The sequence below is a fragment of the Thermoclostridium stercorarium subsp. stercorarium DSM 8532 genome (assembly GCF_000331995.1).
Lineage (GTDB): Bacteria > Bacillota > Clostridia > DSM-8532 > DSM-8532 > Thermoclostridium > Thermoclostridium stercorarium.
In genome coordinates this window covers 2,218,767-2,231,817 of sequence record NC_020134.1, presented here as the reverse complement: position 1 = coordinate 2,231,817, position 13,051 = coordinate 2,218,767, and the positions used below count along the sequence as shown (strand labels likewise).

Below are 13,051 nucleotides of genomic sequence, written 5' to 3'. Positions count from 1 at the left end.
GAGGCGAATCAAATGTTCCTTTCGCCTTCCGCTTCCTTCCATATATATATTTTTTCCGCCGGCACGTGCTTCGATAAAATATCGCAGGCCTCCGAAACCATCCGGTCGGTCAGTTCCTTTCCGTAATGATATACACCATTGTCGTACTCATACGGATACTGCGTTATTACCGAATCGGGTCTGTTTTTCCTCATTCTTTTCAGATAGTCGCGGGAAATTCTGAATACTCCCATTCCCACATCGTGAATTTTTCCGGCGGGAATTTCGGAAAATGTTTTTTCCACCGTTTCGCTGAAATGCAGATACCAGTCTTTTGAATAAATGAGAGGATCGAAGCAAAGCCTCACCTTAAAGCCCCTGTCCAGCGCTTTTTTTATGCATGAAATCCTTTGTGTTAATGAAGGTGTTTTATGCTCAAAGTTTTTTTGCACTGTTTCAGGTGACAGTGTCCAGGCAAGAATAAAATTTTCCAGTGGCGTTAACTTTTCAATGCTTTTAAAGCCGGCACTTTTTGTGCGCACCTCGATGGTAAGGTTTGGGTGGGACTCGGCAAAAGAATTCCAGTACCGGACATAACCCAATTTGTGTTCCAGCGCCAAAAGATCGGTGTCATAGGATATGCACAGGTAAACAGGATGGTTTTGAAGCATTTTTTCCACATGCATAAAATAGTCCTCAAGATTTACAAACACCACCATGTTGGCTGAGGAATACATACCCTGCAGATAGCAGTACTCACAGTCGTATATACAGTTCATAACCAGCGGAGTGTGGTAGAAATGGTTATGCCCGAAATCCTGGCAAACGGGAGCTCCTTTGTAAAGGAAATTATCCTGTTTCTTTGCCAGGATCAGAGACGGGGATTGCTTTTGTATTAAAAAATTCTGACCGCTTCTTGAAAAAACATCCTTATAATGGTTTATAACTATGATTCCGGCCCCGGGGAACCTGGATAAGATTTTCACTGTTTCAGGATGGTTCAGTATGCCCTTTTCTATATAAATATGGGAAAAGGCAGGGTTATACAAATCTTTTCCTGAGTTCCTCAAAACATTTCTTCCCTTCGTTTTTGGTTTTGCAAGGTTTTTTCAGCCTGTCTTCAAGAAAATTTGTCAGCTCGGCGGTAAAACCGCCATGCAGTAACTTATGGTACCGCATCATCTGATTCAGCTGATGCCGCATTGACACGGTAATTTTCATAGCCTCGGCTGCTTTTTCCAGCAACGTTTTTTCTTCGTCCGAAAAAACCGAAACCCGCCTTTTTGAAAGTTCATCATGAATTGGCATTATCCAACCGAAAATCTTGTCAACATTGGCTGATAACAGCTCGCTGACCTGCATGCCGTTTAGCTGTTCCCCTGATTCGTAATCCGATACTGTTTTGATAAAGAACATTTGATGGGGCTGCAGAAATATTGAGCCCGCGCAGAATATCCCATATGCTTCCATGTCGGTGACAGTAATGCCCGGCCCATTGTAACGTTTTTCTGTTCCGGCTGTTACCGGAACGGGGCTGGTCAAAACCGTGCCTTCAGCGAATGGATGCCTGTAGAGCATGTCCGGGTAAACGGATTTGAATGTGGCAAGGTCAATGATTTTATTGCAAAGTACGGGGGTGCCTTTTTTCAAATTCATATTGTCGGTTCCGCAAATGCCAGTATTTAAGAGTATATCACCCGAACCGGGCGAAAAGAGCGAAAAAAGAGAAGTAACACCTATAGCGGCATTAAGGCTGCCGGTTCCGGTAATAAGCAGACTGACACGATCGTCTGAAAAAAGCTGAAACCGGTTTATATCCTGCCGCCTTTTCAGACCCAGGTATTGAATTATCGGATAGGCTTCACAGTAAAGAGCGGTAAATACGTATATCATTCTTTTATACTACCACGTTTTTGCCTACTATTAAAGGCCAGTTTTTGTCTCCTTTCAATTGCTTTCCGGCCGTTATAATAACACTTTTGTCCAGTATGCAGCAGTCAAGCAATGCATTTTCGCAAACCACCGAATCCTGCATTATAATGCTGTCTTTTATTACTGCACCCCTTTTGATTTTAACCCCTCTGAACAATATGCTGTTTTCCACATGTCCCTCAATAATGCATCCGTCTGCGACAATCGAGTTCTTCACCACCGCTTCGTCGTTATATTTTGCGGGAGGTTCATCCTTAACCTTTGTAAAAATCTTTCCGTTTTTTTCAAAAAGCTCGTACCTTATTTCAGGGTTAAGCAATTCCATGTTCGCCATGTAATAGAGCTGTATATTGCACAACGGGCGCCAGTATCCCTTGAATTCATATGCATAGAGCCGCAATTCGTTGACTTTTTTAATGATAATATCCCTGACAAATTCATAGTACCCGTGAGCGGCACTTTCTTCAAGAAGGGAAATCAGCAGTTTGCGTTTTATGATGTAAACGCCCATGGAAGCAAAATCACTTTTCGGGTTAAGAGGTTTTTCCTGCATGTCGGTTATCCGCATGTCAGTATCGGTTTCAACTATGCCGAGGGCGCAAAGGTATTCTTTCGGGAAATCGGTCATGTGCCTGCAGGCGATTGTAATGTCCGCATCCTTGTCCACATGGTGTTTCAGCATATCTGTATAATTCATATTGTAAATGGCATAGCCCTGGTTAATGAGTACAAATTCCTCATTGCTTCTGTTAAGGAATGTCAGATTGCTGTACATTGCGTCGGCATTTCCCCTGTACCATCCCGTTCCGTATTCCGACAGGCATGGGGGAAGAATGAACAGACCGTCGTTTTTTCTGTCCAGGTCCCATTCCTTTCCCGAACCGAGGTGGTCAATCAGAGAATGAAAATTATACTGGGTTGGTATGCCCACGTTCCGTATTCCCGAATTTATCATGTTTGAAAGGGCAAAATCAATTGCCCTGTATTTTCCGCCGAAAGGGACCGCCGAAATGGAACGGCCGGCCGACAGTTCCTTCAGGCGGTTGTTTTTTCCGCCGGTAAGTATTATACCCATCATGCTATACATGACCGCCATCCCCTTTCAACAATGCATAACCTGACGGAATATATGTGAAAGGAAAGTCACCGGGCATTATTTGATTGTCTATGACCACATTGCAGCCTATGGTTACGTTATCGGGTATAACGGCGTCCGAACCGATTACGGTGATTTTCGAATTGTATATTTTACTGTTGAAAATGTTTTCCGCATATTCGCCTATACCGGTTTTAACGCCCGTCCCGATTACCGTTTTTTCCCCGATGATTGTGCAGTTTAGATATGACCCTTGTTTTACCGTACTGTTTGACATGATAATGCAGTTTTCAACGCAGGCATTTTCTTCAATCGTAACACCCGGGAAAATGACTGAGTTTATGACAGTGCCGTAAATCATGCACCCTTCTGCCACAATGGATCTGATGACATATCCTTTAGGGCCGATATAATGGGCGGGTTTTACCGGATTTGGGGTATAAATTCTCCAGTTGGGATCAAACAGGTTGAATTCCGGAACCCGGGTAACCAAATCCATGTTGGATTCATAATAGGACTGTATTGTTCCGACATCCCTCCAGTATCCCGAAAACGTATAAGCCCAAAGCCTTTTTCCTGTTTTAAGAAGCTTGGGTATCACATTTTTTCCGAAATCATGGCCGGAATTATTGTCATGATGGTCTTCAATAAGGCTTTCTTTCAGGACGTTTAGATTGAATATGTAAACGCCCATTGAAACAAGATTGCTTTTAGGTTCTTTCGGCTTTTCTTCAAAACCGTATATTTTGCCTTCATCGGTGGCAAGAATTACGCCATAGCGGTGTGCTTCCTCAATGGGGACCTGAATGGCGGATATTGTTACATCGGCATTGTTTTTTTTGTGAAAGTCAAGCATCATGGAATAATTCATTTTATAGACATGGTCTCCGGAAAGAATGATTACATATTTCGGATTTTGTTCTTCAATATAATGCATGTTCTGGTACACTGCGTCTGCCGTACCCGAATACCATTCTCCCTTAAGCTGTTTTGTAAAAGGTGACAGAATGGTAACGCCGCCGTTTAGTCTGTCCAGGTCCCAGGGCTTTCCGATTCCAATGTGGTGGGTAAGCTGCAACGGCCTGTACTGGGTCAGTACACCGACGGTGTCAATACCTGAATTAATGCAGTTGCTTAATGAAAAATCTATTATACGGTATTTGCCGCCATACATCACGGCAGGTTTGGCCGTCAGTTTTGTTAATATTCCGAGTCTGCTTCCTTGACCGCCCGCAAGAATAAGAGCAATAATTTCCTTACGCATTTTTTCCTCCCGGTTATGTTTTTATTTATTGGGGGATGTTAATAAAAATCTGTCTCATAAAATAGAATGCCCCTTTTTTGTAAAATTAAGAATGAGTCGTATCTCCAATTTTTTCTCGTTTATCTTCAAAAAATTTCAGAAAAAACAAAAACATTCCGGAAAATAAAATTAGCCGTTGATTTTACAGCGGGTTATTTATATAATTATAATAGTCAAAGAAAGTCAAAGTCGGAGGTTTCTCTATATGCAATATAAAGATTATTACAAAATCCTGGGGGTTGACAAAAACGCCACTCAGGAAGAGATAAAAAGGGCATACAGGAAACTTGCGAAAAAATACCACCCCGATTCCAACCCGGGCAATAAGGAAGCAGAAGAAAAATTCAAGGAAATCAATGAGGCTTATGAAGTTCTGGGGGATGAAGAGAAAAGAAAAAAATATGATCAGTTTGGAAGTATGTATTTCCAGAACGGAATGAATTTTGATCCGTCATGGTTTGGAAACTTCGAATTCAAAAAGAGTCATAACGGTTTCAGCGACTTTTTTAATATGTTTTTCGGCGATTACGGTATTAACCTGGATGATTTATTCGGCGGAAAATTCAGGGGCTTTAATACCGGTTTTTCAGGCACTCACGCCATGCGGGGAGAAGATGTTGAGGCAGAACTTTATATTACACCGGAAGAAGGCCTTGAGGGAGTTGAAAAAACGTTTACCGTCAGAACCGGTCATGGCGCAAAAACCCTGTCGGTGAAAATACCCAAGGGTATTCCCGAGGGCGGAAAAATAAAACTGGCGGGGCAGGGAAAACCGGGTATTGGCGGAGGACCAAACGGGGATTTGTACCTTGTTGTTAAATTCAGGGAAGGAAAGTATAAACTTGAAGGTAATAATCTTATTAAAAAGGCAGAAATCTACCCATGGACTGCGGCTCTTGGAGGAGAAATAAAAATTGAGGCACCTGACGGCATAATACAGGTAAAGATTCCCCCGGGGATTCAGACCGACCAGAAGATAAGGATACCAAAGCAGGGTTATGGCAGAACAAAAGAAACACGGGGAGATCTTTATATCCTGATAAAAATTGTAAATCCGAAATACCTTACCACCGAACAGCGAAGACTATATGAAAAGCTGAAAGCAACCGAAACCATTTAAATTTTTTATAACCATCTAAGTTACAGGTGGTTATTTATTTTAAGGTTTGAAAGGAGAGTACGCATGAAGTTTGAAAAATTCACCGAGAAAGCCCAGGAAGCAGTGGTGGAAGCTCAGCAACTGGCTCTCAAGCTCGATCACCAGCAGGTGGACGTGGAACACTTGCATATGGCGCTCCTTGAACAGGAGGATGGGCTTATACCGAAATTACTTGAAATAATCGGTGTCAATACGCAAAACATGAAACAGGATCTTCAGCAGGAACTGGACAGGCTGCCGAAGGTATACGGGACGAATGTGGAGCAGGTTTATGCCACAAGGCGTTTTAACCAGGTATTGCTTAAAGCCGAGGACGAAGCCAAAAGGTTTAAAGACGAATATGTCAGTGTTGAACATATATATCTTGTAATAATAAATGAAAAGAATACGCCATCAAGCAGGATTCTGGCAAAATACGGAGTTGACAGGGAAAAACTTCTTTCAGCCCTGTCCAGGGTAAGGGGAAATGAAAGAGTGACGAGCAAAAATCCGGAAGAAGGCTATCAGGCTTTGCAGAAATACGGCAGAGATCTGGTTGAACTTGCACGGCAGGGAAAACTGGATCCCGTTATCGGACGGGATCAGGAAATCCGGAGAGTAATCAGGATTCTTTCGCGCAGAACGAAGAACAATCCTGTTCTGATCGGTGAGCCCGGAGTTGGCAAAACCGCCGTTGTTGAAGGGCTGGCCCAGAGGATTTTAAAAGGTGATGTTCCCGAGGGATTAAAAGACAAGACCATTTTCGCCCTTGATATGGGGGCGCTGATTGCCGGAGCAAAATTCCGTGGTGAATTCGAGGAAAGGTTGAAGGCGGTTCTTAATGAAATAGCCAAATCCGAAGGAAGGATCATTCTTTTTATTGACGAGCTGCATACAATAGTCGGCGCAGGCAGGACAGACGGGGCGCTGGATGCCGGAAACATCTTGAAACCCATGCTCGCAAGAGGGGAACTCCACTGTATCGGTGCAACAACCCTTGATGAGTACAGAAAGTATATAGAAAAAGATGCGGCGCTGGAAAGACGTTTCCAGCCTGTTCTTGTGGATCAGCCCACAGTTGAGGATACAATATCCATTTTGCGCGGGCTAAAGGAAAGATTTGAAATTCATCATGGGGTACGCATAACCGACAATGCAATAATCGCCTGTGCCGTGCTGTCAGACAGGTATATTTCCGACAGGTTCCTTCCCGACAAGGCAATTGATTTGATGGACGAAGCCGCTTCAATGCTGAGGATGGAGATTGACAGCATGCCGTATGAACTGGACGAAATAAACAGAAAAATAATGCAGTATGAGATTGAGTACCAGGTGCTCAGCAAGGAGACCGACATTAATTCGGTAGAAAGGCGCAACCAGTTAAGTCAGGAAATACAGAGGCTGAAGCAGGAAGCCGAATCAATGAAGGCACAGTGGGAAATGGAGAAAAGTTATATTAAACGGGAAAAGGAACTGAAAGAGGAAATTGAAAAAGTCAAGCATGAAATAGAAAACGCTGAAAGGGTTTATGATCTTGAAACTTTAGCGAAACTCAGATACGGACGTTTGCCCGAACTGGAAAAGGAAATGGAGGAGTGCAAAAAACGCCTGAATTCCCTTGGCACACAGCTTTTGAAGGAAGAAGTGACCGAACAGGAAATAGCTGAAATCGTCGCCAAATGGACCGGTATACCGGTTGCAAAACTTGTTGAGGAGGAAAAACAGAAACTTTTAAACCTTGAAAATATACTCAAAAAACGTGTAATAGGGCAGGACGAAGCCGTAAAGGCGGTATCCGATGCCGTGCTTCGTGCAAGGGCGGGACTTAAAGATCTTAATAGACCTATTGGCTCATTTATTTTCCTGGGGCCGACAGGAGTGGGAAAAACACAGCTGGCAAAAACATTGGCAGAGGCCTTGTTTGACAGTGAAGAAAATCTTATCAGAATTGATATGAGCGAATATATGGAGAAGCATTCGGTGGCAAAACTGATAGGAGCGCCTCCGGGATATGTGGGTTATGAAGAGGGGGGACAGCTGACCGAAGCAGTCAGAAGGAAACCATACTCGGTGATTTTGTTTGACGAGATAGAAAAGGCCCATCCCGATGTATTCAATCTTCTTTTACAGCTTCTGGATGACGGGAGACTTACCGACAGCCAGGGCAGAACGGTGAATTTTAAAAATGCCGTAATTATAATGACGAGCAATATTGGAAGCGACATACTGCTTGAAAGCATAACCGAAAACGGCGAAATTTCTGAAACGGTCAGGAACATGGTAATGGACAGCCTGAAAAACTATTTCAGGCCCGAGTTCCTGAACCGCGTGGATGATATAGTTTTATTCAAACCGCTTGGAAGAAAGGAAATTTACGGTATTATCGACCTGATACTTAACGAGCTTCGCGAAAGACTTAAGGACAGGAATATAAAGCTGGAGATTACCGATGAGGCGAAGGAAGTAATACTTGACAGGGCATATTCGCCGTCATATGGTGCGCGTCCGCTGAGAAGATTTATTCAGAAAGTAATTGAAACCGATCTCGGAAGAAGGATAATCGCGGGGGAAATACATGAAGGTTCGGTTGCGACGATTGATGCGGACAACAGGAAAGGAGAACTTATTGTAAAAGTGTCATAGTCAGGAAATTGTGTAATGCCGGAAACAATGTGGAAACAATAATTGGATTGCAGTCGATTGACGAAATTTCACCCGTACGGCTGGAAGAAAGTGCCTGGTTTGCATCAGGCGCTTTCTTTTTATTTTGTAAATAATATATGAAAAAGAGAAACATGCATTGCGGAATGTTCCCTGACGGGAAAAAGAATTGGTTTTCCATATTGTGATGTAAAACCGGAACCGTTATAATATTGCTGTATACCCGTATTGCAATAAGAAACGGTCGTATTTTTTGTAGTAGGACGGTCTTATTAGGTACGGAATTTTGTTTTGTGTCACTTAGTTAATATTTTAAAAGTGTGGGGAGATGGTAGCATGGAAAAAAGGGAAACCTTTGCTTCACGTCTTGGTTTTATTCTCATTTCCGCAGGCTGTGCAATCGGACTGGGGGATGTATGGCGATTCCCGTACATTACCGGAAAATACGGCGGAGGAATATTTGTGCTGATTTATCTGGTGTTCATAATTATGCTCGGTTTGCCTATTATGTCAATGGAACTTGCGGTCGGGCGGGCCAGCAGGAAAAGTATTGCCACATCTTTCAAAGTCCTTGAGAAAAACGGGCAGAAATGGCACTGGATGGGTTATGCAGGCATGGCGGGGAATTACATACTGATGATGTTTTACACCACCGTTGCCAGCTGGATGCTCGCTTATTTTTACAAGTTCCTTACGGGAAGGTTTGAAGGGATTGACACTCAGCAGGTATGTCAGGTATTTGATGAATTTCTGGCAAGTCCGCTGGAAATGACTGTATGGATGGTTTTAACCACCGTAATCTGCTTCGGTATTTGTTCTTTTGGGCTTCAGGAAGGTGTTGAAAAGGTTACTAAAATTTTTATGGTCCTTCTGCTGGCAATAATAATTGTCCTTGCGGTGAGATCACTGATGCTTCCAAATGCGGTTGAAGGCCTGAAGTTCTACCTTTTGCCTGATTTTAGCCGTGTGGAGGAATACGGCCTTTGGGAAACGGTTTATGAGGCCATGAGCCAGGCTTTCTTTACCCTTAGTATCGGCATAGGCTCTTTGGCTATTTTCGGAAGCTACATTGGAAAAGAACGGAGCCTTCTGGGCGAATCCATACATATTGCGGCACTGGACACTGTAATTTCGATTATAGCCGGTCTTATCATTTTCCCCGCATGTTTTTCATTCGGCGTTGATCCCGGCAGCGGACCGGGTCTTGTGTTTGTAACACTGCCGAATATTTTCCACTCCATGGCGGGAGGCAGAATCTGGGGCTCACTCTTTTTCTTGTTTATGTCGTTTGCTGCATTTTCCACAGTTATAGCCGTTTTTGAGAATATTATTTCGTTTGCCATAGATTTGTGGAGCTGGAGCCGTAAAAAAGCGGCATTTGTAAATACATTTCTGCTTATCGTACTTTCAATGCCCTGTGTCCTTGGGTTCAACGTACTAAAATGGATTCAGCCTTTGGGACCCGGGTCCACAATTCTTGAACTCGAGGACTTTATAATCAGCAATAATATTCTTCCGATAGGTTCGCTGGTTTACGTACTGTTCTGTGTCAGCCGTTACGGATGGGGTTTTGAGAATTTCATGGAGGAGGTAAATGCGGGGGAAGGCGTTAAAATGCCCCGTGCACTCAGAGGATATCTGACATGGGTATTGCCGGCAATTATTTTGTTAGTGCTGATTCAGGGATACATCGACTTTTTCGGATAAAAGGACAGGCAATTTGTGCAATGCCGGAAACTGACGCTGCCTTTGCCAAACGTTTCCGGCATTTCTTTTGCCGAAAACGCAGCATGTTGTCTGCCGTAAAGTTTTATAATAAAATATATGAAGGGAAAAGTTTTTTTAATTTAATGTCATCAGGGAGAGGCTTCAAATGGATTTTGATTACCTAGTGCGGAAAGCGATGGAGGCAAAAGAAAAAGCTTATGCTCCGTATTCGGGATTCCGTGTCGGCGCTGCGGTACAGACAGCAAGCGGAAGAGTGTATACAGGGTGCAATGTGGAGAATTCGTCCTTCGGCGCAACCATATGTGCCGAGCGCACCGCAATTGCAAAGGCGGTATCAGAGGGAGAAAGCAAGATAGTTGCAGTGGCAGTAAGCAGCGACGGTGAAAACATTACCTATCCGTGCGGAATATGCCGCCAAGTAATATCCGAATTCGGAAACGATGAAACGAAGGTTATTTGCAGCAATAAAAACGGGCAATATAAAATATATGAAATGAAAGATATTTTACCCCATGCTTTTGCAGGGGAGGATTTTATGACTAAAAATAAAGGTATGAATACGTGAAAGGAGCTCCTTATGGGTTTTCGTTCGGGATTCGCCACAATTATCGGAAGGCCTAACGTTGGAAAGTCAACGCTTTTGAACCTGCTTACCGGTGAGAAAATTTCAATTATTTCCAGCAAGCCCCAGACCACAAGAAATACAATAAAAGCCATTATCACCACCGACGAATATCAGGTGGTTTTTATTGACACGCCCGGTTTGCACCGACCCAGGAACAAACTGGGGGACTATATGCAGAAGTCGGCAATATCAACACTGGACGAAGTGGATGTAATTCTGTACATGGTGGAAGCTACCGATAAAACCATCGGACCGGGCGACAGGGAAATAATCGAGATGCTAAAAAAACTGAGCACGCCTGTCATTCTGCTTATAAACAAGATAGATCTGGTAAGCAAACCAGCTCTTTTGCCCCTTATTGACGAATACAGCAAAGAAATGAATTTTGAGCATATAATACCTGTCAGCGCTCTTGATATAGAAACCAAAGAGCTGGTTTTAAGGGAAACGGTTAAATATCTCCCCGAGGGGCCGGCGTATTACCCCGCCGACATGGTTACCGATCAGCAGGAAAGGTTTTTGGTGCAGGAACTCATCAGGGAAAAAATACTTCATCTTGTAAGCGATGAAGTTCCTCACGGCGTAGGCGTTGAAGTAATACTTTTCAAGGAAATACCTGAAAAGGAACTGATCGAAATTCACGCCAACATTTACTGCGAAAAGGAGAGCCACAAGGGGATTGTCATCGGAAAAAACGGCGAAATGCTGAAAAAAATAGGCACTCTTGCAAGGCAGGACGCTGAAAGGCTGCTCGGATCAAAAATTTTTCTGAAATTGTGGGTGAAAACTAAAGAGGATTGGCGAAACAGCGATTATGTGTTAAGAGAATTGGGGTACAAATAAGAGATTTGTTTTTTCACCCCTTGTATTGGAATATGATACAATGTTATACTTTAAATGAACAGAAAAATATCAAAATTTTACGGGCGTCTCTGCTTGTGAGACGCTTATTTGCTGCAAAAAACAGTATGGTTGTGGGAGTAGACAAATGAACAAAATAGGATTTGATAATGAAAAATACATAAAACTTCAGTCTGAGAAGATACGTGAGCGAATCGAATTCTTCGGGGGTAAGCTTTATCTTGAATTCGGAGGAAAGCTGTTTGATGACTACCATGCCTCAAGAGTATTGCCCGGGTTTAAACCCGACAGCAAGGTTAAGATGCTGCTGGAGCTGAAAGATCAGGCTGAAATCATAATAACAATCAATGCCGATGACATAGAAAAAAGCAAGCGGCGCGGCGATCTCGGCATAACATATGATCTGGACGTATTGCGTTTGATAGACGCTTTCAGGGATATCGGGCTTTATGTTGGCAGTGTTGTAATAACCCATTACCGTTCGCAGACCACTGCCGATCTGTTCCAGAAACGCCTTGAAAATCTTGGGATCAGAGTTTACAGGCATTATCCCATACCCGATTATCCGTCAAACATAGCTCTTATTGTGAGCGATGACGGATACGGTAAAAATGACTATATTGAAACCAGCCGTTCTTTGGTGGTCGTAACTGCTCCGGGACCGGGAAGCGGTAAGATGGCGACCTGCCTGTCCCAGCTGTACCATGAGTATAAACGCGGTATTAAGGCGGGATATGCAAAGTTTGAAACCTTTCCGATATGGAATCTTCCGCTGAAGCATCCTGTAAATCTTGCTTATGAGGCAGCCACAACAGACCTGAATGACGTTAACATGATTGATCCGTTTCATTTGGAGGCTTACGGCATTACATCGGTGAACTACAACAGGGACATAGAAGTGTTCCCCGTATTGAATGCGATACTTGAAAAAATAGCAGGAAAGTCGCCTTACAAAAGTCCCACCGATATGGGGGTCAATATGGCAGGGTACTGTATTACCGATGACGAAGTGGTATGCAGGGCTTCGGAACAGGAAATCATACGCCGCTATTACAATGTCCGCTGTTCAGTGCGGCAGGGTCTGGCGGACAAACAGGAGGTTTATAAGCTCGAATTATTAATGAATCAGCTGGGAATTTCACCAAAGGACAGACCTGTGGTTGACGCGGCATTAAAGCGTGCCGAGGAAACCGGCGGACCGGCGGTTGCCATTCAGCTTAACGACGGTAGGATTGTTACTGGAAAGACGTCGCAGTTGCTCGGTGCGTCGGCTGCGGCACTGTTGAATGCGCTGAAGGAACTGGGAGGGATTCAGCATGAAATCCATCTCATATCCCCGATAGTTATTGAACCGATACAGGTTTTGAAAACCAGACATATGGGAAACCATAACCCGAGATTACACACCGATGAAGTGCTTATTGCCTTATCCATATGCGCGGCCACAAATCCGACTGCGGCGCTTGCAATGGAGCAGCTTTCCAAACTGAGGGGTTGCGAAGCTCACTCAACTGTGATACTGTCTAAAGTGGATGAAAATGTATTTCATAAACTGGGAATCAATATTACATGTGAGCCTCAGTATCAGACCAATAAACTTTATCATAAATAAGAAATGAGGGCTGCCTTTATCCCGAGCCCCTCAACCGACAGGCTGATTTTAAAATTTGCCTTGATTTGGTATACATAAACCTTCAAACAGGACAAAAAATACATATAAGATATATC

Annotated in this window: 10 protein-coding genes; 6 read left to right on the top strand and 4 right to left on the bottom strand. The window is 43.5% G+C overall.

Annotated elements, in window-relative coordinates; translation table 11 throughout:
* Positions 1-8 precede the first annotated feature (8 nt).
* Genes CST_RS09605 through CST_RS09590 form a run of 4 tightly spaced genes read right to left on the bottom strand, consistent with a single transcriptional unit; the run spans position 9 to position 4,271 of the window.
* Positions 9-1,049 carry an SPL family radical SAM protein gene (locus tag CST_RS09605; protein WP_015359708.1) on the bottom strand — a complete coding sequence of 347 codons (1,041 nt, stop codon included), beginning with the start codon at positions 1,047-1,049 and terminating at the stop codon, positions 9-11.
* Positions 1,021-1,872 (bottom strand): 5'-methylthioadenosine/S-adenosylhomocysteine nucleosidase family protein, encoded by an 852-nt coding sequence (locus tag CST_RS09600; protein ID WP_015359707.1) that lies wholly within the window; start codon positions 1,870-1,872, stop codon positions 1,021-1,023. Before CST_RS09600 ends, CST_RS09605 begins: the two co-directional genes overlap by 29 nt.
* 4 nt (positions 1,873-1,876) lie before the next feature.
* A complete protein-coding gene (gene glgD, locus CST_RS09595) occupies positions 1,877-2,998 on the bottom strand; it encodes a glucose-1-phosphate adenylyltransferase subunit GlgD (RefSeq protein WP_015359706.1) in 1,122 nt (373 codons plus the stop codon).
* Positions 2,991-4,271 carry a glucose-1-phosphate adenylyltransferase gene (locus CST_RS09590; protein ID WP_015359705.1) on the bottom strand — a complete coding sequence of 427 codons (1,281 nt, stop codon included), beginning with the start codon at positions 4,269-4,271 and terminating at the stop codon, positions 2,991-2,993. Before CST_RS09590 ends, glgD begins: the two co-directional genes overlap by 8 nt.
* A gap of 244 nt (positions 4,272-4,515) precedes the next feature.
* Here CST_RS09590 and CST_RS09580 point away from each other — a divergent pair, with 244 nt between their 5' ends.
* The 6 genes from CST_RS09580 to CST_RS09555 all read left to right on the top strand — a co-directional run bounded on the left by CST_RS09580 (position 4,516) and on the right by CST_RS09555 (position 12,935).
* Positions 4,516-5,430, top strand: coding sequence for a DnaJ C-terminal domain-containing protein (locus CST_RS09580; protein WP_015359703.1), 915 nt, complete (start codon positions 4,516-4,518; stop codon positions 5,428-5,430).
* 63 nt (positions 5,431-5,493) lie between these two features.
* Positions 5,494-8,091, top strand: a complete 2,598-nt coding sequence (gene clpB, locus CST_RS09575; RefSeq protein ID WP_015359702.1) for an ATP-dependent chaperone ClpB — start codon at positions 5,494-5,496, stop codon at positions 8,089-8,091.
* A 354-nt stretch (positions 8,092-8,445) separates the two neighbouring features.
* Positions 8,446-9,816, top strand: a complete 1,371-nt coding sequence (locus CST_RS09570; RefSeq protein WP_015359700.1) for a sodium-dependent transporter — start codon at positions 8,446-8,448, stop codon at positions 9,814-9,816.
* Positions 9,817-9,982: 166 nt separating this feature from the next.
* Positions 9,983-10,402 carry a cytidine deaminase gene (gene cdd, locus CST_RS09565; protein WP_015359698.1) on the top strand — a complete coding sequence of 140 codons (420 nt, stop codon included), beginning with the start codon at positions 9,983-9,985 and terminating at the stop codon, positions 10,400-10,402.
* Positions 10,403-10,414: 12 nt separating this feature from the next.
* Complete coding sequence (gene era, locus CST_RS09560) at positions 10,415-11,305, top strand: GTPase Era (RefSeq protein WP_015359697.1); 891 nt, start codon at positions 10,415-10,417, stop codon at positions 11,303-11,305.
* A 145-nt stretch (positions 11,306-11,450) separates the two neighbouring features.
* The gene (locus CST_RS09555) at positions 11,451-12,935 is read left to right on the top strand and encodes a DUF1846 domain-containing protein (protein WP_015359695.1); all 1,485 of its coding nucleotides are present in this window, start codon (positions 11,451-11,453) and stop codon (positions 12,933-12,935) included.
* Positions 12,936-13,051 lie beyond the last annotated feature (116 nt).

What these genes read in the sequence shown, in the direction of transcription:
- era (WP_015359697.1), top strand. Translation starts at nt 10,415, where the DNA reads ATGGGTTTTCGTTCGGGATTCGCCACAATTATCGGAAGGCCTAACGTT.
- clpB (WP_015359702.1), top strand. Translation starts at nt 5,494, where the DNA reads ATGAAGTTTGAAAAATTCACCGAGAAAGCCCAGGAAGCAGTGGTGGAA.
- CST_RS09555 (WP_015359695.1), top strand. Translation starts at nt 11,451, where the DNA reads ATGAACAAAATAGGATTTGATAATGAAAAATACATAAAACTTCAGTCT.
- glgD (WP_015359706.1), bottom strand. Translation starts at nt 2,998, where the DNA reads ATGTATAGCATGATGGGTATAATACTTACCGGCGGAAAAAACAACCGC.
- CST_RS09580 (WP_015359703.1), top strand. Translation starts at nt 4,516, where the DNA reads ATGCAATATAAAGATTATTACAAAATCCTGGGGGTTGACAAAAACGCC.
- CST_RS09570 (WP_015359700.1), top strand. Translation starts at nt 8,446, where the DNA reads ATGGAAAAAAGGGAAACCTTTGCTTCACGTCTTGGTTTTATTCTCATT.
- cdd (WP_015359698.1), top strand. Translation starts at nt 9,983, where the DNA reads ATGGATTTTGATTACCTAGTGCGGAAAGCGATGGAGGCAAAAGAAAAA.
- CST_RS09600 (WP_015359707.1), bottom strand. Translation starts at nt 1,872, where the DNA reads ATGATATACGTATTTACCGCTCTTTACTGTGAAGCCTATCCGATAATT.
- CST_RS09590 (WP_015359705.1), bottom strand. Translation starts at nt 4,271, where the DNA reads ATGCGTAAGGAAATTATTGCTCTTATTCTTGCGGGCGGTCAAGGAAGC.